This is a genomic window from Thalassospira sp. MCCC 1A01148 (assembly GCF_001613795.1).
Classification (GTDB): Bacteria; Pseudomonadota; Alphaproteobacteria; order Rhodospirillales; family Thalassospiraceae; genus Thalassospira.
Window position 1 is genome coordinate 222,510 of record NZ_LPVZ01000018.1, and the last position, 22,518, is coordinate 245,027.

Annotated in this window: 20 protein-coding genes; 10 read left to right on the top strand and 10 right to left on the bottom strand. The window is 56.0% G+C overall.

Annotated features, from left to right (window positions below; all coding sequences use genetic code 11):
* Positions 1–87: 87 nt before the first annotated feature.
* On the bottom strand, positions 88–1,200 hold the full coding sequence (locus AUQ43_RS07600; RefSeq protein ID WP_062955644.1) for an NADH:flavin oxidoreductase: 1,113 nt from the start codon (positions 1,198–1,200) through the stop codon (positions 88–90).
* Positions 1,201–1,369: 169 nt separating this feature from the next.
* Here AUQ43_RS07600 and AUQ43_RS07605 point away from each other — a divergent pair, with 169 nt between their 5' ends.
* From AUQ43_RS07605 to AUQ43_RS07620, 4 genes are all read left to right on the top strand, one after another.
* Positions 1,370–1,753, top strand: coding sequence for a helix-turn-helix domain-containing protein (locus tag AUQ43_RS07605; RefSeq protein ID WP_114129874.1), 384 nt, complete (start codon positions 1,370–1,372; stop codon positions 1,751–1,753).
* 103 nt (positions 1,754–1,856) lie between these two features.
* Complete coding sequence (locus AUQ43_RS07610) at positions 1,857–2,987, top strand: quinone-dependent dihydroorotate dehydrogenase (protein WP_062955645.1); 1,131 nt, start codon at positions 1,857–1,859, stop codon at positions 2,985–2,987.
* A gap of 136 nt (positions 2,988–3,123) precedes the next feature.
* Complete coding sequence (locus AUQ43_RS07615) at positions 3,124–4,005, top strand: TIGR01459 family HAD-type hydrolase (protein WP_062955646.1); 882 nt, start codon at positions 3,124–3,126, stop codon at positions 4,003–4,005.
* 30 nt (positions 4,006–4,035) lie between these two features.
* Positions 4,036–4,494, top strand: a complete 459-nt coding sequence (locus tag AUQ43_RS07620) for a pyridoxamine 5'-phosphate oxidase family protein (RefSeq protein WP_062955647.1) — start codon at positions 4,036–4,038, stop codon at positions 4,492–4,494.
* On the opposite strand, the gene AUQ43_RS07625 is transcribed toward AUQ43_RS07620, so the two are convergent.
* Both AUQ43_RS07625 and AUQ43_RS07630 read right to left on the bottom strand, forming a co-directional pair.
* Positions 4,491–5,372: a DMT family transporter gene (locus AUQ43_RS07625; protein WP_062955648.1), complete on the bottom strand. Its 882-nt coding sequence runs from the start codon at positions 5,370–5,372 to the stop codon at positions 4,491–4,493. The genes AUQ43_RS07620 and AUQ43_RS07625 overlap by 4 nt on opposite strands.
* Positions 5,373–5,405: 33 nt before the next feature.
* Complete coding sequence (locus AUQ43_RS07630) at positions 5,406–6,356, bottom strand: LysR family transcriptional regulator (RefSeq protein WP_062955649.1); 951 nt, start codon at positions 6,354–6,356, stop codon at positions 5,406–5,408.
* Between the two features lie 96 nt (positions 6,357–6,452).
* Here AUQ43_RS07630 and AUQ43_RS07635 point away from each other — a divergent pair, with 96 nt between their 5' ends.
* Positions 6,453–7,313: an SDR family oxidoreductase gene (locus tag AUQ43_RS07635; protein ID WP_062955650.1), complete on the top strand. Its 861-nt coding sequence runs from the start codon at positions 6,453–6,455 to the stop codon at positions 7,311–7,313.
* Positions 7,314–7,435: 122 nt separating this feature from the next.
* Here AUQ43_RS07635 and AUQ43_RS07640 read toward each other — a convergent pair whose 3' ends face one another.
* A complete protein-coding gene (locus tag AUQ43_RS07640; protein ID WP_062955651.1) occupies positions 7,436–8,290 on the bottom strand; it encodes a D-amino-acid transaminase in 855 nt (284 codons plus the stop codon).
* Positions 8,291–8,687: 397 nt separating this feature from the next.
* Between AUQ43_RS07640 and AUQ43_RS07645 the strand changes: the two genes are divergently transcribed.
* Positions 8,688–9,596 carry an arylamine N-acetyltransferase gene (locus tag AUQ43_RS07645; protein ID WP_084272030.1) on the top strand — a complete coding sequence of 303 codons (909 nt, stop codon included), beginning with the start codon at positions 8,688–8,690 and terminating at the stop codon, positions 9,594–9,596.
* Positions 9,597–9,696: 100 nt separating this feature from the next.
* Here the strand turns inward: AUQ43_RS07645 and AUQ43_RS07650 are convergent, their stop codons facing one another.
* The 4 genes from AUQ43_RS07650 to AUQ43_RS07665 form a co-directional block, all read right to left on the bottom strand.
* The gene (locus tag AUQ43_RS07650; protein ID WP_062955652.1) at positions 9,697–10,455 is read right to left on the bottom strand and encodes an ABC transporter substrate-binding protein; all 759 of its coding nucleotides are present in this window, start codon (positions 10,453–10,455) and stop codon (positions 9,697–9,699) included.
* A gap of 84 nt (positions 10,456–10,539) precedes the next feature.
* Positions 10,540–10,926 (bottom strand): cytochrome c, encoded by a 387-nt coding sequence (locus AUQ43_RS07655; RefSeq protein ID WP_062955653.1) that lies wholly within the window; start codon positions 10,924–10,926, stop codon positions 10,540–10,542.
* A 209-nt stretch (positions 10,927–11,135) separates the two neighbouring features.
* Positions 11,136–12,299 (bottom strand): hypothetical protein, encoded by a 1,164-nt coding sequence (locus AUQ43_RS07660; RefSeq protein WP_062955654.1) that lies wholly within the window; start codon positions 12,297–12,299, stop codon positions 11,136–11,138.
* Between the two features lie 219 nt (positions 12,300–12,518).
* Positions 12,519–13,187: a TetR/AcrR family transcriptional regulator gene (locus AUQ43_RS07665; protein WP_062955655.1), complete on the bottom strand. Its 669-nt coding sequence runs from the start codon at positions 13,185–13,187 to the stop codon at positions 12,519–12,521.
* Between the two features lie 138 nt (positions 13,188–13,325).
* Between AUQ43_RS07665 and AUQ43_RS07670 the strand changes: the two genes are divergently transcribed.
* Entirely contained in the window at positions 13,326–14,492 is a 1,167-nt protein-coding gene (locus tag AUQ43_RS07670; RefSeq protein WP_062955656.1) for an efflux RND transporter periplasmic adaptor subunit, read from the top strand.
* Positions 14,493–14,503: 11 nt separating this feature from the next.
* The gene (locus tag AUQ43_RS07675) at positions 14,504–17,650 is read left to right on the top strand and encodes an efflux RND transporter permease subunit (RefSeq protein ID WP_062955657.1); all 3,147 of its coding nucleotides are present in this window, start codon (positions 14,504–14,506) and stop codon (positions 17,648–17,650) included.
* Between the two features lie 252 nt (positions 17,651–17,902).
* On the opposite strand, the gene AUQ43_RS07680 is transcribed toward AUQ43_RS07675, so the two are convergent.
* Positions 17,903–19,492: an FGGY-family carbohydrate kinase gene (locus AUQ43_RS07680; protein ID WP_062955658.1), complete on the bottom strand. Its 1,590-nt coding sequence runs from the start codon at positions 19,490–19,492 to the stop codon at positions 17,903–17,905.
* 226 nt (positions 19,493–19,718) lie between these two features.
* Here AUQ43_RS07680 and AUQ43_RS07685 point away from each other — a divergent pair, with 226 nt between their 5' ends.
* Positions 19,719–20,495, top strand: coding sequence for an HAD family phosphatase (locus AUQ43_RS07685; protein ID WP_062955659.1), 777 nt, complete (start codon positions 19,719–19,721; stop codon positions 20,493–20,495).
* Positions 20,496–20,501: 6 nt separating this feature from the next.
* Here AUQ43_RS07685 and AUQ43_RS07690 read toward each other — a convergent pair whose 3' ends face one another.
* Positions 20,502–21,233, bottom strand: a complete 732-nt coding sequence (locus tag AUQ43_RS07690) for a FadR/GntR family transcriptional regulator (RefSeq protein WP_062955660.1) — start codon at positions 21,231–21,233, stop codon at positions 20,502–20,504.
* Between the two features lie 221 nt (positions 21,234–21,454).
* Here AUQ43_RS07690 and AUQ43_RS07695 point away from each other — a divergent pair, with 221 nt between their 5' ends.
* Positions 21,455–22,444, top strand: coding sequence for a hypothetical protein (locus AUQ43_RS07695; protein ID WP_062955661.1), 990 nt, complete (start codon positions 21,455–21,457; stop codon positions 22,442–22,444).
* The last annotated feature ends 74 nt before the right edge of the window (positions 22,445–22,518 follow it).

Sequence of the window (22,518 nt, forward strand, 5' to 3'; positions counted from 1 at the left end):
AATCTGGTGTCCAATGTCAAACAGCCCGCCGGGGAAGTGGCGGGCTGTTTTTGCGTGGCACAACAGGGGGGGGATGGTGTAGCGGACCTACACCAGTTCTGCCAGCGCAGAGGGGTTGAAGTCTTCGAGCTTGTCAAAGGCGCCGCTTTTGACCTTGCTTGGCCACTGGGCATCGGTGATCAGCGCACGGCCAACCGCGATCAGATCGAACTCGTTCTTTTCCATGCGCTCGATCAGGTCATCGACGCTGGATTTTTCGGAGGCTTCGCCGGAAAACGCGCCGATGAAGTCCGATGACAGACCGACAGAGCCGACCGAAATCGTTGGCGCGCCGGTCAGTTTCTTGGCCCAGCCGGCAAAGTTCAGGCCCTTTTCACCATCAATTTCGGGGAATTCCGGTTCCCAGAAACGGCGTTGCGACGCGTGGATGATATCGACACCAGCCTCAACCAGCGGGGCAAGCCAGGACGTCATTTCATCAGGCGTTGTCGCAAGCCGGGCGGTAAAGTCCTGCTGTTTCCATTGGCTGACACGCAGGATGATCGGGAAGTCCGGACCCACGGCCGCCCGCATGGCCGCAACCACTTCGCGCGCAAAGGTGGCGCGTTCGGCAATGGTCTTGCCGCCAAAACGATCAGTGCGCAGGTTGGTGCCCGACCAGAAGAACTGATCGATCAGATAGCCATGCGCGCCATGGATTTCAAAGGTATCAAACCCGGCATTCTTGGCATCAAGGGCCGCCTTGGCAAAGGCCGCGATGGTATCAGCAATGTCCGCATCGCTCATGGTGTTGCCGCGCGGATCATCCGGGCCGACAAGGCCCGACGGGCTTTCGACCGGGGCATCCGGTTCCCATCCATCGGGGGTTCGGGTGGAGCCGGTATGCCAGATCTGCGGGCCCATTTTACCACCAGCGCCATGCACGGCATCGGCGACGGCCTTCCACCCGGCCATGGCAGCATTGCCATGGAAGAACGGAATACCCGGCAGGTTGCGCGATGCCGGACGGTCGACCACGGTGCCTTCTGACAGGATCAGGCCAACGCCGCCTTCGGCGCGCTTGCGGTAATATTCGGCGTTGATCGCGCCCGGAATACCGTTTTCGGCCATGGAGCGGGTCATCGGCGCCATCACGATGCGGTTGGGCAGTTCCAGCGTTTTCAGTTTGAACGGCTGAAACAGAATATCTGTATTCGTCATCACGGAAGTCTCCGGTTCATGAAAGTCTATGACGGCAACTAGATATATGTTATATACTTGGTGTCAATCAGGCACCTTGAGGTAACCAGGTATACTCAAGGAAACTGCACACCGCCGGTTGAGGCTGTATCAGCGGGGCGCAGTTGAAGCGTTTTGGAAGGATCCGGCCATGGAAATGAAAGAATGTTCAATCAAGGAATTCCGGCAGGATTGCCCGTGCCGGGGCCTGTTTGACCAGATTGCCGATAAATGGTCGATGATGATTTTGGCCGTGCTGGCCGACGGGCCGCTGCGGTTCAATGCGATCAAGCGCGGGCTTGAAGGCATCACGCAAAAGGCCCTGACCCAGACCCTGCGCAAGCTTGAACGCAACGGGATTATCTCGCGCAATGTCATTGCGACATCGCCCGTGGCTGTCGAATATGAAATCACCCCGCTTGGCAGAACCCTGATCGGGCCGTTCAAGGCGCTCTATCTTTGGACAAAGGAAAAGATGCCCGAAGTCGAAGCCGCGCGCGCCGCATTCGATGAACGCATGAACGAAAACGCATGACATGATGGGCCCGATTACAGCGAATTCCCGCTATTGATCCTTGCCCAATCGCAGTCGTGCGCGTAAGAAAAGGGCATGTCTTTTCAAGCACGGAGTGTGACGCGTGGGGTGGTATAAGTCACTGGTTTTGCCGATTGTCCGCTGGATCGATGCCGAGACCGCCCATGGTCTGGCCATCTGGGCATTGAAAAACAATCTGGTGCCGCGCGATGATGACGCGACGGACGCCAGCCCGATCCTTGAGACCGAGGTGTTCGGGCGCAAATTCGCCAACCCGGTCGGGCTTGCGGCGGGTTTTGATAAAAACGGCGAAGTTCCCAATCAGATGCTGGCGCACGGGTTTGGCTTTGTTGAAATCGGTTCTGTCACACCGCTGCCGCAACCGGGCAATCCGAAACCCCGTCTTTTCCGGCTTTATTCCGACCGCGCGGTGATCAACCGCATGGGCTTTAACAATGACGGGGCGGAGGCCGTTGCCAATCGCCTGCGCAAACGCGCACGGCGGGGTATTCTTGGCGCCAACCTTGGCAAAAACAAATATTCCGATGACGCGGCCGATGATTACGCCAAGGGGGTTGAGGCCCTTGGTCGCTATGCTGATTATCTTGTCGTCAATGTGTCTTCGCCCAATACGCCGGGCCTGCGTGCCCTTCAGGGGCGCGCCCCGCTTGAAAAGCTGCTTAAGGCCGTGATCAAGGCGCGGAATTCCTTTGCCAAGGGCGTTCCGGTGTTGCTTAAGGTCGCACCAGATTTGACCGAGGAAGACAAATCCGACATCGCGGCCGTTGTCACCAAGGTGAGGCTTGATGGCATGATCGTGTCAAACACAACGATTGATCGGCCGGTTGGGCTTAATTCCTATGATCAGGATGAAAAGGGTGGCCTTTCCGGCCCGCCACTTATGGAGCCTTCCACCAAGGTTCTGGCTGATTTCTATCGTCTGACAGAGGGCAAGGTGCCCCTGATCGGGGTCGGCGGGATTGCGTCGGGCAAGGATGCCTATGAAAAGATCCTGAACGGCGCATCGCTGGTGCAGCTTTATTCGTCGCTGGTTTATCACGGTGTGGAACTGGTGACCGAGATCAAGGAAGACCTGTCGCGGCGTCTGCGCAAGGATGGCTTTGCCAATGTGTCCGATGCGGTCGGTGCCGCCTTCCCGGAAATTTCGGGCAAGAGCATCCCGGTGGACGAGGCGCGCGCCGCGCGCGAGGCCGAGGCCGCCAAGAAAGACTGAGCTTAAAGATCGAGCTTGTGGTGCAAGATCCCCGCTTTCGCGGGGATGACGGTGCCAATACAACATATTTTCATTCCCGCGCGGGCGGGAATCTCGACCCGCATCTCTCAGGTGTCAAATTGAAACGGATATACGCATGCAAACCGCCTCCTATGAAATGATCAATGGCCTGTCCGAGGTGATTGGCAAATATGATGCCGTGATCCTTGATCTGTGGGGCGTGGTGCATGACGGGGTGACACCCTATCCGAACTCGATTGCCGCGATGACAGCCCTTAAGGAAGCGGGCATTCCGGTTGCGCTTCTGTCCAACGCGCCGCGTCGTTCCTCGGTCGTGGTCAAGCGGATGGAAGATATGGGCATTTCGCGTGATCTGTATGGTCCCGCAGTCGCATCGGGCGAGGTCGCCTATGCCCAGCTGGTTGCACGCAGCGATCCCTGGTACGCCAAGTTGGGGCGCAAGGTCCTGATGGTGGGGCCGGTGCGTGACATGTCGATGTTTGAAAATCAAGATGTCGAAATTGTCACCGAAGTGGGTGATGCCGACTGGGTTCTGGTTACCGGTCCGAATGATGATCATGACCCGGTTTCAAAATACGAAGACCTTCTGCATTCACTGCTTGCCCGCGATCTGCCGGTGCTGTGCCCGAACCCGGACCGTGAAGTGATCCGCGGTGGCAACCGCATCATCTGTGCCGGTGCGATTGCTGGACGCTATGAAGAACTTGGCGGGAATGTCCGCTGGGAAGGCAAGCCACTGGCAAGTGCCTATGACTTCTGCCTGCAGATGTTTGACAAGGGCCCGGACGCCAAGCTTCTGGTGGTGGGTGACAGCATTTCGACCGATATTGCCGGATCAAACAATGCCGGTCTGGACGTCGCCCTCGTCACCGGCGGCATTCACGCCGATGAACTCGGTGCGCCGCGTGGTACGCTTCCGGAACGGGGAAAGCTTGATGCGCTGCTGGCCGCCACGGGCCGACACATCACCTATGCGATGGGGGATTTCTGCTGGTAATCAGCAGCCCCGATTTTGGCGGAGACTGCCATGCTGACCGATGAGATCCGTGACTACGCCAATCGTTCGGTTTTGTGCTGGATGGCAACAAGTTCCGATGCCGGGCCGTCGGTCAGTCCCAAGGAAATCTTTGCGTGCTTTGGGGAAGACCGCATTATCATTGCCAATATCGCTTCCCCGCAATCGGTTCAGAATATCGCGCGCAATCCGCAGGTTTGTGTGAGTTTCGTGGATGTGTTTTCCCAGCGCGGCTGGCAGCTTTATGGATCGGCAACCCTGATGTGCAAAGGCGATGCGGGGTTTGACGAACGCCAGGTCATCTTGCAGGACATGGCCGGGGATGCCTTTCGGGTAGCGACCCTGTTTGATGTCATGGTCAGCAAGGCCAATGAAATCCTTGCCCCCAGCTACCGTTTCAAAAAGGACGTTACCGAGGCCGACATGCGCGACGGGGCCATGCGGACCTATGGTGTTAAACCCCGCGACTAGTTTTCTGCCGCCACCTTGCTTTCGCGGAAGATGACGAAGAGGCCGCTGGCGGTAATGATCGCAGCGCCGACAAAGGTCAGCATATCGGGCGTTTCGCCCCAGAACAGCCAGCCAAGGGCGGTGGCCCAGATGAGTGCTGTGTAGTCGAACGGGGCCACGGTGGGTGCCTCGGCAAAACGAAACGCCTGTGTGATCATGGTGATCCCGACCGAGCCAAAAGCCGCAATCGCGACAAAAAGCCAGATGTCCTCAGGCCTTACCGATGTCCAGACAAACAAGGCAGGAATGCAGGTCAGAATGGCGCTGGTCAGGCTGAGATAAAGCAGGAGCGTCCACATGGTTTCGCGCGTGTCGACAAAGCGGGCGCTTAGCATCAACAGCGCATAGGCAAGTGCTGTCGCAATCGGCAGCAGCGACATGACTTCGAACGTTGCCGCACCCGGACGGACAATCACCAGAACACCCATGAAACCGACACTGACGGCAAGCCAGCGCCGCCAGCCGACACGGGCGATGAAGATCGCCGAAAGGGCAGTGATGAAAAGCGGGGCGACAAAGGCCAGTGCCGTTGCCTCGGCCAGGCCAAGGTGATGGATGCTGGTAAAGAACATGACCGTGGCGGCAATCCAGATCACACCACGCATGAAATGCACACCCACCCGGTGTGAGCGCAATCCATGATAGCCGCCCATTTTCAAGGCCAGCAAAAAGGCAAAGGGAAGCGTGATCATGTTGCGCATGAAGATGATCTGAAACGGGGAATAATGATCCATCAGGCTTTTGGCCAGCGCATCATTGATGCACAACGCTGCCACCCCGCCACACATCGTCATGATGCCGGCAAGGTTGTTCTGGCGTGATGTATTGCTGGACGTCATCGCCCGTTTCCCCGCGTTTTGATCCGGTTTTTATCATTTTTCAAATGAGATATCCCGTTCCAGATATCCGGTTTGCAATACTTGGTCGAGCGATTTCATCACATCAATAAAGGCGCGTAAGGGTGGGGGAACGCGCCGGTGATCCGGGTAATACAGGAAAAGCCCCGGAATTTCGGGCAGCCAGTCATCGAGCACCGTCACAAGATCAACACTGGCGATGGCGCGCGCGGCATAAATCTCGGACACGTAGGCAATGCCAAGACCCTGTCGGGCGGCATCGACCATCAGATCATGTCGATCGAGCGTCAGCGAGCCGGAAACATCAATCGAGATTTCCTGACCCTGCTTTTCGAAATCCCAGTGATAGATCTTGCCGCTGGGAAAGCGATGGCGGATGCAATCATGGCTGTGCAAATCATCGGGCACAACGGGGCGGGGACGGGTTTTGAAATAATCCGGTGACGCAACCGCGACAAAGCGAAATGGCGGGCCAAAGCGCACCGCCACCATATCAAGCGGCACGGTTTCGCCCAATCGTGCCCCGGCATCAAAACCGCCCGCGACGATATCGACCAGCCGTCCCTCGGTCACCAGATCAATCGCCACATCCGGATATCGTTTGCGCATTTCCGGTACGACATGGCGGGTCAAAAGGCGCGCAGCCCCATCGGATGTATTGATGCGTACCGTGCCCGACGGGCCGCCACTGCGAAAGCTATCAACCGTGCCCATGGCTTCTTCAAGGTTAAGCAACGCCGGGCGCAACCGATCGAGAAGCTGTTCGCCCGCCTCGGTCAGCGAAACACTGCGCGTGGTGCGATGAAACAGACGGATATCAAGATTGCTTTCCATGTTGCGCAGCGCATGGCTGAGGGTTGAGGGCGCAACACCCATCGCATCAGCCGCCTTGCGAAAGCTGCGATGTTCGGCAACGGCGATGAAGAAGCGCATGTCATTTAAGGTCGGCTGGCTGATTGTTGGCATATTTTCACTAACCTATCCGAATTAAGCGCAGTTATCACATCAATCATTGGTTTCTATAGTCCCCCCATGTTCAGAGCAAGACAGAAAGGAACTGACATGGACAAGACATGGTTGATTACCGGTGCATCGTCCGGGTTTGGTCGTGGGCTGGCGGAAAAACTGCTGGCACGTGGCGATCGGGTGATCGCCACCGTGCGGCGCGAAGGATCGCTTGACGCACTGGTTGCGCAATATGGTGAGCGGCTGCGTGTTGCACATCTTGATGTCAGCGATACCGATGCGGTTCAGGCCACGGTTGATAAGGCCTTTGCCGATGTCGGGCGGATTGATTTCATCGTGAGTAACGCTGCCTATGGCATTCTTGGTGCGGCTGAGGAAACCGGCATTGATCAGATGCGCCAGATTATTGATACCAACCTTCTCGGATCAATTGTCCTGATTAAGGCGGCCTTGCCGCATCTGCGCGCGCAAGGGTCCGGGCGCATCATTCAGGTATCCTCCGAAGGTGGGCAGATCGCCTATCCGGGCTTTAGCCTGTATCACGCGACCAAATGGGGCATTGAAGGCTTTATTGAATCAGTCGCCCAGGAAGTCGCGCCGTTTGACATCAGCTTCATGATTGTTGAGCCGGGTCCGACCCGCACATCCTTTATCAATTCTATCGTCTTTCCCGACCCGATCAGTGCCTATGACGGTACACCGGCCCATGACCTGAAAGAGGCGGCCTTTGGCGGTGACTGGGTGATCAAGGGCGATCCGGCCCGGATGGTTGATGCAATGATTGTGGCTTCGGATGCACCCCAAATGCCATTTCGCCTGTTGCTGGGCTCGGATGCCTATGCCGGTGTGCGCGCGGCATTGACCGAACGTCTGGCGGTGCTTGAAGCCGGCAAGGACGTCACCCTGGCAGCGGACTTTACCGAAGAAGAACTTGCCGCGATGCAGGCGACGGTTTGAAACGCAAATCAAACCCCGCAAATCAAACCCCGATGCAAAAGAAAACGCCGCCCGAAAACGGGCGGCGTTTTGCAGTTTGATCGACATTGAGGAGACGATCATTCAAAGCTTTTCAAGGCAGATCAGAGTGCCATCTTGCGGTTGGCGTCGATATAGATCTCCCGCAGGCGCTTGGCGACCGGGCCCGGAACGCCATCGCCAATCGGCTTGTCATCAATTTCGACAACCGGGCATACAAAGGCAGAAGCCGAGGTGGAAAAGGCCTCTGCCGCATTCTGGGCTTCTTCGACCGTGAAGTGGCGTTCTTCGACTTTCAGCTGCAGCTCCTCGGCACATTTCAGAACCGATGCGCGCGTGATGCCATGCAGGATGTCGGTCGACAGTTCGCGGGTGACGATCGTGCCGTCCTTGGTGACGATATAGGCGTTGTTGCTTGAACCTTCGGTGATGTAACCATCCAGCACCATCCAGGCATCGTCCTTGCCCTGTGCGGCGACGTCGGTTTTCAGAAGCGACGCATAAAGCAGCTGGACGGTCTTGATGTCCGAGCGGCGCCAGCGGATGTCGGGGAAGGTCATGATCTTCTGACCACGTTCAGCCAGCGGCGAATTGATCAGTGATTTGCTTTGCGTGAACATCACGATGGTCGGCGGCGTGGTTTTGGAGATCGCAAAATCACGGTCACCGGCAGAGCCACGCGATACCTGAAGGTAAATCAGGCCTTCGGTGATGTCATTGAGTTTCACCAGTTCGCGGTGCGCTTCCAGAAGCTGGTCGATATCGGGTTTGAAATCGAATTTCAGTTCCTTGAGCGAGCGTTCCAGGCGCTTCATATGACCCATGAAGTCAATCAGCTTGCCATCAAGGACCGAGGTAACCTCATACACGCCGTCGGCGAACAGGAAGGATCGGTCAAAAATCGAAATCTTTGCTTCGGTTTCCGGCAAAAACTCGCCGTTCACATAAACAGTGCGCATCGTAACTTTCCTGTCTGACAAGCGGATCTTTTGCGACCCGTCTTGGGTGGATAAAGCGACGTTTCCAAAGGTCAGCCTTATAACGGGATCTTGTGTCGATCCATGGCGACCGTGTGTTTCAACGTTTCAAGAGTCTCAAATATCACAGGCGCACGCAATCTGTCGCGCAAAAGCTCTATATCGTGCGTGGAAAAGGTGGATTGTTGCTTTTACAGGGCGTGATTATGGCTGTTGATATTCTTAATGGGCCGTAATTTCCGAAATTGTTCGAAGATTATTCGATTTAAAATTTTTCGATTTTTTGCGTTTGACCGTAACATAGGTTGAGGTTCTATCGTCCTGCTTCATGAGATCAAACGATGATGAAAAGACATCGTCAAAGGAATGGAGCATTGTGATGAATAGCCACCAGCCCGTCACCCATAACGCCCTGGTCGCACCAGACCATGACGCTTTGCAAAGCCGGATCAATGCCAGTTGGGCCGCCCCGATCAAACGCCCGAAACAGGAAGTGGATCTCGATGCCTATTTTGCCCGGATCGGTTATGACGGCCCGCGCGAAGCCACACTGGAAGTTTTGCAAACCCTGCATGCGATGCATCCGGCAACCATCCCGTTCGAAGCGATTGATGTGTTCAATGACGCGCCCATCAGCATCGATCCGGAGCGCGTCGATCAAAAGCTGATTCATGACAAACGGGGTGGCTATTGTTTTGAGCAAAACGGCCTGTTTCGCCGGGTGTTGCGCAGCCTTGGCTTTGAGGTCGAAGGTCTGGCCGGGCGGGTGTTATGGGGCTATGGCCCAAACGATATGCCCCGTCCGCGCTGTCACATGGCCAACCGGGTGATGATCGACGGCGAAGCATGGCTTGCCGATGTTGGATTGGGTGGTTGCGTGCCGACCGGGCCGTTGTTGCTTGATGTCGAAACGCCGCAATCGACCCCGCATGACACATACCGTGTAACCAAGGGGGCACACAGCTATCGGATTGAACTGGAACGCGATGGCGTCTGGAAGGCTGTGCACGAGGTCGATATCGCGCCGGTTCCGGATATCGATTACGAGGTGATGAACTGGTACGCATCAGATCACCCGGACAGCGTTTTTTGCAAGACGCTTATGGTCGCACGTTCTGCCCCGTTTGCCCGCTTTACCCTGCTCAATAACCGTCTGAACATCCGGCTGGTCACCGGCGAGGAAGAACAACACACGCTCAGCGTCGGGGATATTCCCCAGACGCTTAAAGACATTTTTGGCATCGAGCCGGACCCGGCCTGGCGCTGGGCCTTTGCCAGATTGGCATAGCGCCGGTAACTGCGAACGACTGTGCGGTGTTCGTGGTTGCCGTGTTACAGGTCATGGCGGGGCTGCACCCCTGTCATGGCCTGATTTCCTCTAGGCGCGATCAGTAACGCAGCGTCAATCCATGTTTCTCTACAAGCTGGGTATAGGTGCCCGATGATTTGATCTCTGCCATGGCCTCGTTGAAGCGCTTGAGCAATACGTCATTGTTTGGAAAGGTCTTGGACGTCATTAAATGCAGGCCTGCCCCGTCAATCAATGGGGTTTCCAGCGTATAGAAGTTTGCCACTTCTTCAGGTGGGAACAATTGACGAATTTGATACCACGCGATGGTGGTTGCTGTCGGGAAAAGGTCGATGCGCCCGAGTTGAAGGCGCCTTAAGTTCTGCTCTTCGGAATGAGCATAATCGACATTAAGACCGGCTTCCTCGAACCAGCTTTCATAGTAGTAGCCATACACGCCACCTATCCGATAGCCGCGTAAGTCGGCAAGCTCGGCATAGTTATAACGTGGTTCGTTGCCGTGTTTGTCATAGGCAAAGAAATGGGAATCTTGCAAATACAGCGGATCAGAAAAGGCAAAGGTCTGCTCGCGGAGCTCGGTCTTGCGATAAGGGATAGCGCCCCACGCGTTATGGTTTTCTACTTCCTGCTGGCATCGGCGCCAGGGCATAATCTCAAAGCGGAACCTGACCCCCATTCTTGCGCCAATTTCGGTAAACAGGTTGGGCAAGAAGCTGTTCTCCACATCGTCATTGACATAGGGAGGATAAATATTTGTGGCGATCAAAAGTGATTCCTGTGCCCTTGCGACAAGTGGCAAAAGCAAGAACGTCAGAACAACAACAAGCCGGTAGAACAAGGCCGTCTCCGATATCGGGAATGTGGCGGTGTGTTCTATATGGCTAGTTGGTCAAATTGTTAAAAGGGGGGGGCTCGCAAAGGTTTATTGTTTGGTGGCTTCATTCGCTTTTTGCGTGAGCTTGTCCATATAGCTCAGAAGATCGGCGATGGTTTCGGGCGTGAAGGAAAATTCCGGCATGGTCACGCTTTCATGCGAAACCGTGATGCCTTCGGCAAGGGCCTCTTCAAGGTTTTCAAGCGGCCAGCGCTGGCCAAAACTGGCAAGGGCCGGGGCATCGGTTACATTTGGATCTGGCAGGGAATCGCCTTCGAATTTGGTGTGGCAGCGCAAACAGGTCTGCTCGGCAATTGATTGGCCGCGTTCGACATTGCCATATGCCTCGCCCTTGTGCGCCATATAGTCGCTGATCCCCCACATGCCCAAGGCGACAACACCGGTCAACAGGATGACAAGGCTGGTTTTCTGCATGGAGGGCTCCCTGATGGCGATTTTGAATCTGTTCTAATCGCCGGTATAGCAAGCCAAGGTAACGAATTTCCTAAGGCCTTTTTGGGCCAAATCATCCAGTCGGCGCCTTCGTGCAAGATCACGCAACGGCGCGTTTGCCCGCAATGCAGACTTTGTCGCAGCGAAGAAATGACAGGATGTCGACTTTAAAAAAGCAACCAAGGCAACCGTTAGCTGCCATCCGCTGTGCGAAACACCGTCAGGCCATTGACCACAACCCGGCCATCGGGTAGCAGTTGGCCATCATATTCGGTCGTGCCTTGCGGGCCGGGGCGTCCGGCGGCAAGTCCATTAACGGCAAATGGCACAAGTGCGCCCAGAAGCGTCGGGCTGTCAGGGGTGCCAAGCAAATCAACAAGCTTGTCCTGGCCCAGAAGCCGGAAGTCAAAATCACCGGTGAAGCCATAGCGTGCGGCGGCCTGTGCCAGGAACTCGCCAGATCCGAGTGCTTCGAGGCCACGGGATTCAACATAGAATTCGTCAACTTTGACCGGCGCGCCGTTCTGGGCTGCCTTTTTCCACAGCGCATCGCCGATTTGGCGGCGGGCAAAGCGCGGGGCGGTTCCTGTCAGGATGTCGTGGAAGCCCTTTTCAATGATTGGCTGGGCGTCTGACCATGGAAGTCCGTCGCTGCTGGTTTTTACCCGCACCGTGCGCGGCTGCAGAAGGCTTGGCAGCCACAAACCATCATGGGCGTAATCAAGTCGGGTGTTGCCGTCCTCACCGGGATACAGCGTGAAATTGGTCGATTTGATCGAGCCGCGTTTTTCCCGGTTTGGTCCGGTCCATTCGGCCGCCTGCCAGGCAATACGCGCCATTTCAGGCAGCCATTGGATGATCAGGCCGTTCATCATCCAGTGCTTGCGCGAGACGGGTTCTTCGCCAACCAGAAAATCGGCGAAGCCGTCAAAGGTGACAGGCACATTGCGCGCTGTATCCCAGCGCAGATACCCGCCGGCATTGCGGAGCGTCAGTTCGCGCTGGTCGCTGGTTGCTTCGGCCAGCATCCTGGCCTGTTCTGGCAGTTTGACGTCAAGGTCAACCTGATCTGAATTGTCGGTATCGCGCACAGAAACCAGAACATCATCCATCACCAGCTGGCGCGGGGTGGAATAACCGTTGAGATCAAGGGAAATAGCATCATATACGAGCTCAACCGCGTTCCCGTCAATCGTACGTGCATCGACCTCGGTCGCGGAAATGCCTGATTGCATCAGGATCGCATCGACGGCAGTGCGGGCATCCTCGATGGAAATTGCCTGTGCACGGGTCGCAAGACTTGCAATGGAAATCGCAAGAACGCCAAAGCCGGTAAGTGCCTTTCGCAACTGCATGACGGGGTCCTTTTACGTGACGTGATGTGCAGTTCTGCGTCGCCATCATGGCAACACGTCCCAGAGTCTATCGCAAATTTGGTAATGTTAGGGCAAAATCAACTTGATCTGACGCGGGGCACTTGTTTCGAGCAGGCGCTGTGTTTCATCACAACTGACAGGATGCTGTCAGGAGGGTGGCGTTATTAGTGCCTGACGTTACTCGGAAACAAGCGGAGGTTAACTGCCACAGCCGAACATTTCGCGCGTTTCGGGTGTTGCGATGCCACACAGGAAGGTTTCAACGGCACGCGATACACGTGCGCTGATCTGCTGATCTGTCATCGGGGGGCGCGGGTTGTGTTTCATGATGCGCGATTGCCAGTCGCCGATAATCATCGATTCAAACATCTCTGCCGAATGGTCCGGGTCTTCAATTTTAATCCGGCCGAGTTTCTGTTGCCGCGAAAGATAGTCTGCAAGGTGTTTGCGTGTGCTGTCGGGACCGACTTCAAAGAACTTCTCTATCAGGGGTAGAAAATGCTGTCCTTCGGAATACAGAATTTGGGTGAAGCGGGCGACTTCCTCGGTTACAATCTTCTGGGCCAGTTTCGTGCCGAAGTCCGTCAGGGCATCACGGGGAGGGAGGTCGGTTTCCAGCGAAATATGCAGTTCGGCGGAGAATTCCTTGCAGCGCTCGGTCATGACAGCGGCAAGCAAGCCATCCTTTCCGCCGAAAGCTTCGTAAAGGGTTGTGCGCGACCCGCCCGATTGAGAGATGACGTCGTTCAGGGTGACACCGGCAAAGCCACGTTCAAGCAATAACGCCCATGCAGCATCCATCATTGCGCGACGGCGTGCTGTACCGCGAGCGTGTTGTTTTTCATGCTTTTCTGGCGTTTCGCTCATCTTTGTCAGTTCTGCTGTTATTGGGTCTTGATCGTGCAGTGCACAAAGTGTACTGTACCGTACAGTATTCATGAATGCAATGGCAAAGCGTCCACCACATTGCTTTGCAGGGACTTAGAAGGAATAAGCATTTTGTCCATGCGATCTAGTTTGAAATTCGCTGGTTTGGCAGCGCTTGTCGTGCTTGTAGCAGCCTGCAGCGAACAGAATGAAGGCGGCGGGCAGCAAGCCAACGCCCAGCAGCAACCGCAGGCGACGCCGGTCGGCACTGTCACGCTGAACGCCCAGACGGTTGGCCTGGTTGAAGAAATGCCGGGCCGTACTGTGGCCTTCCGCCAAGCAGACATTCGCCCCCAGGTCGACGGTATTATCAAGGAACGCAACTTCACCGAGGGTGCGTTTGTTGAGGCCGGTCAGCAGCTTTATATGATTGATCAGGAAGTTTATCTGGCGCGTGTTGATGCCGCCCAGGCCGAACTGACCCGCCAGCGCGCCACCCTTGATCAGACGACCAAGACGCGTTCGCGCTATGACCCGCTGATCAAGTCACAGGCTGTCAGCCAGCAAACCTATGACGATGCGGTGGCGGCCGAAGCACAGGCCAAGGCCGCTGTGGCCGCTGCGCGTGCGGAACTGGAACAGGCCCGTATTGATCTGGCCTATACCACGGTCACCGCACCGATTTCCGGTCAGATCAGCTCGTCTGATTATTCCGAAGGTGCGCTTGTGACTGCCAATCAGTCGGCAAAACTGACCACGATTACCCAGCTTGACCCGATCTATGTCGATGTGACGCAGGCCGGTGGCCGGTTGCTCAAGATCAAGCAGGCAATTCAGAACGGCCGGATCAAGGGCGTTACCGAAGGCCAGATCGAGGTCAACCTGATCATTGATGCGACCGGTGCGGAATACCCGCACACAGGCACCTTGCAGTTCTCGGACGTTACTGTGAACGAAACCACCGGTACGGTGCGTTTGCGTGCAGTCTTCCCGAACCCGGATGGAACCCTTCTGCCGGGCATGTTTGTGCGCGGTCAGGTCCGTCAGGGGCACCTTGAAGGCGCGTTCCTTGTGCCGCAGAAAGCGGTCATGCGCCGCCCGGATGGCTCGGCTTATGCCTATGTTGTCGAGGATGGCAAGGTCGCGTCCAAGGATCTGACGATTGAACAGTCGCAGGGGCAGGATTGGCTGGTGACGGCTGGTCTTGAAGATGGCGCGCAAGTCATTGTTGATGGCATCCAGCGCATCGGACCGGGTGCACCTGTTACGCCGCAGCCTGTTGAAACCGCCAAAGCCGCCGAATAAGGACTTATTCAATGGCAAAATTCTTTATTGATCGCCCCGTCTTTGCCTGGGTTGTCGCCCTGGTGATCATGCTGGCGGGGGGGCTGTCGCTTTGGCAGTTGCCGGTGGAGCAATATCCATCGATCGCGCCGCCTTCTGTCGAGATCGAGGCAACCTATCCGGGCGCCTCGGCCAAAACTGTTGAAAACACGGTCACCCAGGTGATCGAACAACAGATGAACGGCCTTGATTATCTGCGTTATATGTCCTCGACCTCGTCGGGTAACGGTCAGGCAACAGTGACCCTGACCTTTGAACCCGAAGCCGATCCCGACATCGCGCAGGTTCAGGTGCAGAATAAACTGCAGGCTGCCATGTCCTCCCTTCCGAGCGAAGTGCAGGAACAGGGTGTGACGGTCAGCAAATCATCGGGCTCGTTCCTGATGGTTGTCGGCTTTGTGTCTTCTGACGGTTCGATGAACGCCGAAGACCTGTCGGACTTTGTTGTGTCGTCGGTCGAAGATCCGATTGCCCGTGTGAACGGCGTTGGTTCGGTGCAGGTATTTGGTGCCCAGCATGCCATGCGCATCTGGCTCGATCCGAACAAGATGCTGGCCTATAACCTGACGGTGATGGATGTTGATGCCGCCATTCAGGCGCAGAACACCGAAGTCACCGCTGGTCAGATTGGCGGTGCGCCGTCCGTCGAAGGTCAGCAGATCAACGCAACCATTACCGCGCAAAGCAAACTGCAGACGGTTGAGGAGTTCGCCAACATTCTTCTGAAGGTCGAAACGGACGGGTCGCAAGTTCGTCTTGGGGACGTTGCCCGTATCGAAATCGGTGGCGAAAGCTATGAAATCGTCGGGCGCTACAATGCGGAATCGGCAACCGGTATCGGGATCAACCTTGCGACGGGTGCCAATGCGCTTGATACCGCCGAGGCGGTAAAATCCCGTCTGGCAGAACTGAAACCGTTCTTCCCGCAAGGGATCGAGATCGTCTATCCGTATGACACCACCCCGTTCGTTGAAGTGTCGATCGAGGAAGTGGTCCACACCCTGTTTGAGGCGATTGTCCTCGTCTTCCTGGTGATGTTCCTGTTCCTGCAGAACTGGCGCGCGACGCTTATTCCGACGATTGCGGTGCCGGTTGTTCTGCTTGGGACCTTCGGGATCCTTGCGGCATTCGGATATTCGATCAACACGCTGACCATGTTTGCCATGGTGCTGGCCATCGGTCTTCTGGTGGATGACGCGATTGTTGTGGTGGAAAACGTCGAACGTGTGATGCACGAAGACGGGCTTCCGCCGCGTGAAGCAACGCGTAAATCCATGGGGCAGATCACTGGCGCGCTGATCGGTATTGCGCTGGTTCTGTCGGCCGTGTTTGTGCCGATGGCGTTCTTTGCCGGGTCCACAGGTGCGATTTATCGCCAGTTTTCCATCACCATTGTTTCGGCCATGGTGCTGTCGGTGGTTGTGGCAATTGTTCTGACACCGGCCCTTTGTGCGACCATGCTCAAGCCCGGTCACACGGATCCGAGCAAGAAAAAAGGTCCGTTTGGCTGGTTTAACCGCGGGTTTGACAAGACCAACAACTTCTATCAGGGCAGTGTTGGTCACGTTGTGAACCGCAAATGGCGCTACCTGTTTGTCTATGGCATTCTGGTTGCGGCTCTGGTTGCGATGTTTGGGCGTCTGCCGGGATCGTTCCTGCCCGAAGAAGATCAGGGCATCATGTTCGCCATGGTGCAGTTGCCGGCCGGTGCCTCGCAGGAGCGTACGGTTGAGGTTCTCAAGAAGCTTGAAACCCACTTTATGGAGAATGAGGCCGAAAATATCGACGGTCTGTTCACCGTGGCCGGCTTCTCGTTCGCGGGCAGTGGCCAGAATGCGGGTATTGCTTTCGTGAACCTGAAAGATTGGTCGGAACGTACGCGTCCGGATCAATCGGTCGATGCGGTGATTGGCCGTGCCTATGGTGCGTTTGCCGGTATCCGTGAAGCCATGGTCTTTGCCTTTGCGCCGCCGGCCATTATCGAACTTGGCACGGCGAACGGCTTTGACCTGCAGCTTGTTGACCGCGGTGGTAATGGGCACGATGCCCTGGTTGCGGCCCGCAACCAGCTTCTGGGCATGGCATCGCAGGACCCGCGTCTTGTCGGTGTGCGTCCGAATGGTCTGAATGACACGCCGCAGTTCAACATCAACATCGATCAGGAAAAGGCCAGCGCCCTTGGCGTGAACCTTGCTGATATCAACCGGACGCTGGCGGCGGCCTGGGGGTCAAGCTATGTCAACGACTTCATCGAAAACGGTCGCGTCAAACGGGTTTACATGCAGGCAGATGCCAAATACCGCATGATGCCCGAAGACATGGATTACTGGTATGTCCGCAACCAGAAGGGCGAGATGGTACCGATTTCGGCTGTCTCCTCGACCGAGTGGACCTATGGTTCTCCGCGTCTGGAACGCTTTAACGGTCTGTCGTCGCTCAACATTCAGGGTGCAGCCGCACCGGGTGTGGCGTCTGGCGATGCCATGGCAGCAATGGAAAAGCTTGTTTCACAGTTGCCGGGCGATATCGGCCTGGAATGGCAGGGATTGTCCTATGAGGAACGCGAAGCAGGCGAGCAGGGCCCGGCACTCTATGCCCTGTCCATGATCGTCGTCTTCCTGTGCTTGGCTGCCCTTTATGAAAGCTGGTCGATTCCGATTTCGGTGATGATGGTTGTGCCGCTCGGTGTCCTTGGTGCGGTGATCGCGGCGATGCTGCGTGGTCTGCCCGATGACGTCTATTTCCAGGTGGCCATCCTGACCACGATTGGTTTGTCGGCCAAGAACGCCATCCTGATTGTCGAGTTCGCCCGCGAACTTTACGACGACGGTATGAGCCTTCTTGATGCAACCGTCGAGGCCGCCCGTCAGCGTCTGCGTCCGATCATCATGACGTCGATGGCCTTTACCCTTGGTGTCGTGCCGCTGGCGATTTCGACCGGTGCCGGTGCCGGGGCCCGTGTGGCCGTGGGTACCGGTGTGATGGGCGGGATGATTGCCGCAACCGTGCTGGCAATCTTCTTTGTGCCGCTGTTCTTTGTTCTGATTGTCGGTACCTTTGCCAAGAACCGCACCAAGCGCGGCGAAGTACAGGCAGCCCACGAACATCCGGCTGAATAAGATTTAAGGCCAGCCTTTGTCAAAAAGGCTGGCCTTAAACGGCATCACGCCGTGACGGTGCAGATTTAAAGTTTCAATCTGCATGATCCCCCGACCCCGCCGTTGCGCGTGCGAAAGAAAGGGCCGATGCAAACGCATCGGCCCTTTTGTTTTGACCTCAACCCAAAGTGACGTCAAGCGCCTTTTGGATAGGCTGCACCGCGCCAAACCCGTACGAACGGCGTAGATATCGTACTTTTGGGCAGGCAAAAATCAGGTTTTGCTCATGCTATCAAGGCGCTGACGGTGGGTGTGCATCTGATGGAAAATGGCGTATCGACGATCATGATCTGCCTTGGCTGACGGATCTGGTGCGTGGGCGGTTTCCTTGCCAGCCATCTGGCGCGCGGCCCTTGCAAGGCCACCTTCCGCATCAAGGGCACCGGCGGCCAACATGGCCGATCCCAGCAGAACCGGCTCTTCGCAATCAGACATCACCACGGTACAGCCGGTCACATCCGCATAGAGTTTCACCAGCACCTGACTGGCGGTATGCCCGCCGCTTAGATGGATGTGGGTGATGTCATATCCGGTATCGTTCATGGCATCGATGATGTGGCGCGTGCCATAGGCAATCGCACAGGCGGTGGCCCAATAAAGCTTCAGGAAGCTTTCCTCGCTTTGATCCAGTGTCAGACCGGAAATCACGCCAAGGGCTTCCGGGTCGGCCAGCGGCGATCGGTTGCCATGAAAATCGGGCAGAACATGCAGGCGCGGTGCCAGATCGGTTTTTTCCGCCATCATCGGCATCAGTTTTTCACCGGCAAGCTTATGGGCATCACGGCCCATATCATGGGAAAACGGATTCATGGCAACGATATGATCAAGCAACGCCCCCGTCGCGGATTGCCCACCTTCATTCAGCCAAAGGTTCGGGGCAATCGCGCCGAAATAGGGTCCCCAAACCCCCTTGATAAAGCGGGGCTCGCGCGACAGCGCCATATGGCAGGTCGATGTCCCCGCGATCATCGCAAAATGCTGATCAAGGTTGCCATCCAGATATTCACCAAGTGTGCCAAGCGCCCCGGCATGGGCATCAATCAGGCCAGCCCCGACAACACAATCCGTCGTCAGACCAAGATCAACTGCCCCCTGTTCGGAAAGCGATCCGATCAGTTCGCCAACAGCAAGGGCGGGGTCATGCATGTTGATCTTGTCATTCAGATCTTCCATGTCGATGGCTTTAAGGAAATCGCGATCCCATGGCTGATCCTGATGGGCAAGATAGGTCCATTTGCATGTCACCGTGCAGCAGGACCGGGCATTGCTGCCAGTGGCGCGGAACGACAGGAAATCGGCCAGATCATACGCCGCGCCCATTTTCTGCCAGGCGGCATTGTGATGGCGTTTCAGCCACATCAATTTGGGGATTTCCATTTCGGGCGACATGGTGCCGCCGATATATTCCAGAACCTTGGCACCGGTGGCTGTGCATTCCTCTGCCTCGCGCACGGCCCGGTGATCCATCCAGACAATCACATCCCAGTTGTCCGCACCATTGGGGGTGACAGCCAGTGGCCGGTTATCCTGATCGCGGATCACGAGCGAACATGTGGCATCAAACCCGATGGCGGCGACCTTGTCAGTGGGGACCCCGGATTTGGCCATGGCATCACGTACCGACTGACAGACCGACTGCCAGATATTTTCAGAATCCTGTTCGACGAAATTGGGCTTTGGCCGGTTCATTGCAATCGCGTGTGCGGCACTGCCAAGCAATTTGCCATTGGCGTCAAAAACGCCTGCGCGCGCACTTCCGGTGCCGACATCCACGCCGACAAAGCAAGGATAAGTGGGACTCATGATGGGTCTTCCTCCGCATTATCCCCGGCTTTGCGGAATATCTCCGATGCCGGGTGATCTTTTGTTTGGTCTGGTATCTGGTGTGGCTTCTGACTTGGCCGGGGCTTAGTTTGGTCTGAGTTGATCAAAAGTTCATTAATTGGTCAAATGTTCATTTTTGTTGACGCTGAACTTGCCGTTTGGCTAGGCTGTCGGGATAACACAAACGAAACAAGCCAGGTTGAACATGGCAAATGAAAACAAAGTCCGAGGAAACAACGTCCAGGGTCTGAGCGATGATGACGGGACCGGGATCGTAACATCAGCATCAGAGATCCAGGGTCTGTTTGACGCCTGTCGCGTTGTGCTGTTTGACTGCGACGGGGTGCTGGTCAATAGCGAGCCGATCTCGCTGGCGACACTGGTTGACGTGCTTGAGCACTTCAACGCGCCGCTCAGTCTGCGCGACGTATCCGACCGATTTACCGGACGGTCAAGTTCAGCACCGATTGAATATATCAAAACCCACACGGGTCGCGATGTCAGTGCGGAATTCAAACCGTATTACTATAAAATGCTATTTGACCGGTATGATCGCGATCTGAGCAAAATTGACGGAATTGAAACCGTCCTGACCGTTCTTCAGGCACGCGATATTGCCTTTTGCATTTCATCAAGCAGCTCGGTCGAACGGCTTGAAAAAACCATGCAGGTCACGGGCCTTGGCCCATGGTTTGACGAGCGGGTTTATAGTGCCGATTTCGTAAAAAACGGCAAACCGGCCCCGGATCTTTTCCTGCATGCGGCGCACACCATGGGCTATGCCCCGGGTGATGCCATCGTGATCGAGGATTCTGTTGCCGGGGTTACGGCGGCGCGGGCGGCGGGCATGAAATGTATCGGTTTCGTCGGCGGCGGGCATTATGCCGATGACCGCGAAGGGGCCAGCCAGCGTCTTTATGCAGCCGGTGCCGATATTGTTATTTCCGACATGTCGACGCTGGCACAGGCGATTGCGGTCTAACGCCGCTTATCGCTGGGTCAGAAGTTTCTGATATCGGGTCTGGCTTTGGCTGAGGTGATCGCGCATCGCCTTGCGGGCGGTATCTTCGTCGCGCGCGGCAATCGCATCATAAATGCGGCGATGTTCACCGGTGATCATCTGCATATAGGCTTTTTGGTCCTTGGCTTCTGGCGGGCGGCGGCGCAATTGCGCGCGCGGGATGGTTTTATCGCCCAGATGTTCAAGGAATTCGGTAAAGCGGCGGTTATTGGTGGCAGCGGCAATCGCACTATGGAATTCGAAATCGGCCTGCTCGGTCGGTTCACCTTTTTCAAGGGCGGTTTCCATCTTGGCCATGGCTTCGTAAATCTTGGTCTGTTGGGCGACGGAACTTCGCGTGCAGGCAAGGCCGGCGGCCTCAATTTCGACCGCCATGCGCAATTCAAGAATTTCAAGAACGTCTGATACCTGCGCATAATCAACCGCAAAGATGGATGTCTCATTGGTGCGGGCCTGCGGGGATAGCACAAAAACACCCGCCCCTTGGCGCGGTTCGAGCAACCCGTCGGCCTTAAGAGCCGCAATCGCTTCGCGCACGACCGTGCGGCTGACCCCGAACTGTTCGGTCAGAACCGGTTCCGTCGGCAGCTTGGTGCCGGGTTCACGTTGACCGCTTTCAATCTCGTGACGCAGGCTGGCGATGACTTTTTCGGTCAATGAAACTTTGCGTGGTGTTCCTGACACTTGGGGCTTGTTCATTTTGCGTATCCGATAAATCCGGTGTAAAACAACTGGATATAAAAGTGACGGTCTGGCGTTGATCAATATTTGACGCCATTGGCACCATCGGGGCTTGTTTTGTAAACAGGCATGGTGATGCCGGGCATTTTCCATTGATTTGATTGAGTAATGAAACCAAATTAGTGAAAGTAGCCCCGAAAGTCATCATATGATTTTGGTTGGATTTGAGGCGTGCAGGAATGGCCAAAAAAGGCGACCCTGAATACCGCTGGAACAGCGGCCCCTTTCAGATCGGGGTTGTGCCCGACGGCGGCGCAATATCGCGGATTGACTGGATCCGCCCGGATGGCAAAGGGATCATTAATTTATTGCGGCCCGTAACGCCCGAGGCGATTGCATCCGGCAATCCGTCAAATCTGGGCTGTTTCCCGATGGTGCCGTTTGCCAATCGACTGGCCTTTGCCGAGTTCGAATTTGATGGCCGCATCGTCAAGGTCCCGGCAAATCGCCCACCCAGCCCGCATGCCATTCACGGCTTTGGCCGGTCATCGCAATGGAACATTGAACGCCCCACGGTCGATACGCTGCGCTTCAACCACAAACATGACGATCCGCAAAGCGGCTTTGTTTATGTCGCCTGGCAGGAATTCAAGGTCACTGACGTTGATGTGACCGTTGAAATCGGCGTGCGTCATCTTGGCAGAACGCCGATGCCCTATGGCATTGGATTGCACCCGTGGTTCCCGGGCGGGGATGATGTATCAGTTGCCTTCATTGCATCGGACAGCTTTGCGACAGACGAAGACATGTTGCCAACCGCACGCACGGTCATTGATCTGGGGCGGGATTTCTCCGATGGCCGCATGATCCGCCATAACCTTGCGCTTGATGCCCATTATGCCGGTTGGCATCTTGAGGCCGATATGGTCTGGCAGGATGCCGGATACAGCGTGAAAATGATCGCCAGTGACAGCCTTTCCAACGTTCAGTTCTATATCCCCGAAGACGGCAAGACTTTCTGTGTCGAGCCGGTCTCGCATGTGCCAAACGTGCATAACCGCCCGGAATTCAAGGAACACGGGGATCTGGTTGTTCTTGATAAAAACCAGACACTAAGCGGAACCATGACACTTGTGCCAAGTCTGCTTGAGCTGCCCGACAGCGGGTTGGTTGATGATGACGAGGTTGTCGGCATACCGGGCAATCGTGACTATTCACTCGTCGATTGAGCCGGGTTGATAGCATAAAGGGGCAGGGGCTTTACCGACCCGGATTTTGTCGATAAAACTTACAAGTAAGTTTT

Coding starts and splice junctions, on each gene's coding strand:
- AUQ43_RS07600 (WP_062955644.1), bottom strand. CDS start 1,200: ATGACGAATACAGATATTCTGTTTCAGCCGTTCAAACTGAAAACGCTG.
- AUQ43_RS07605 (WP_114129874.1), top strand. CDS start 1,370: ATGGAAATGAAAGAATGTTCAATCAAGGAATTCCGGCAGGATTGCCCG.
- AUQ43_RS07615 (WP_062955646.1), top strand. CDS start 3,124: ATGCAAACCGCCTCCTATGAAATGATCAATGGCCTGTCCGAGGTGATT.
- AUQ43_RS07620 (WP_062955647.1), top strand. CDS start 4,036: ATGCTGACCGATGAGATCCGTGACTACGCCAATCGTTCGGTTTTGTGC.
- AUQ43_RS07625 (WP_062955648.1), bottom strand. CDS start 5,372: ATGACGTCCAGCAATACATCACGCCAGAACAACCTTGCCGGCATCATG.
- AUQ43_RS07630 (WP_062955649.1), bottom strand. CDS start 6,356: ATGCCAACAATCAGCCAGCCGACCTTAAATGACATGCGCTTCTTCATC.
- AUQ43_RS07635 (WP_062955650.1), top strand. CDS start 6,453: ATGGACAAGACATGGTTGATTACCGGTGCATCGTCCGGGTTTGGTCGT.
- AUQ43_RS07640 (WP_062955651.1), bottom strand. CDS start 8,290: ATGCGCACTGTTTATGTGAACGGCGAGTTTTTGCCGGAAACCGAAGCA.
- AUQ43_RS07645 (WP_084272030.1), top strand. CDS start 8,688: ATGAATAGCCACCAGCCCGTCACCCATAACGCCCTGGTCGCACCAGAC.
- AUQ43_RS07655 (WP_062955653.1), bottom strand. CDS start 10,926: ATGCAGAAAACCAGCCTTGTCATCCTGTTGACCGGTGTTGTCGCCTTG.
- AUQ43_RS07660 (WP_062955654.1), bottom strand. CDS start 12,299: ATGCAGTTGCGAAAGGCACTTACCGGCTTTGGCGTTCTTGCGATTTCC.
- AUQ43_RS07665 (WP_062955655.1), bottom strand. CDS start 13,187: ATGAGCGAAACGCCAGAAAAGCATGAAAAACAACACGCTCGCGGTACA.
- AUQ43_RS07670 (WP_062955656.1), top strand. CDS start 13,326: ATGCGATCTAGTTTGAAATTCGCTGGTTTGGCAGCGCTTGTCGTGCTT.
- AUQ43_RS07675 (WP_062955657.1), top strand. CDS start 14,504: ATGGCAAAATTCTTTATTGATCGCCCCGTCTTTGCCTGGGTTGTCGCC.
- AUQ43_RS07680 (WP_062955658.1), bottom strand. CDS start 19,492: ATGAGTCCCACTTATCCTTGCTTTGTCGGCGTGGATGTCGGCACCGGA.
- AUQ43_RS07685 (WP_062955659.1), top strand. CDS start 19,719: ATGGCAAATGAAAACAAAGTCCGAGGAAACAACGTCCAGGGTCTGAGC.
- AUQ43_RS07690 (WP_062955660.1), bottom strand. CDS start 21,233: ATGAACAAGCCCCAAGTGTCAGGAACACCACGCAAAGTTTCATTGACC.
- AUQ43_RS07695 (WP_062955661.1), top strand. CDS start 21,455: ATGGCCAAAAAAGGCGACCCTGAATACCGCTGGAACAGCGGCCCCTTT.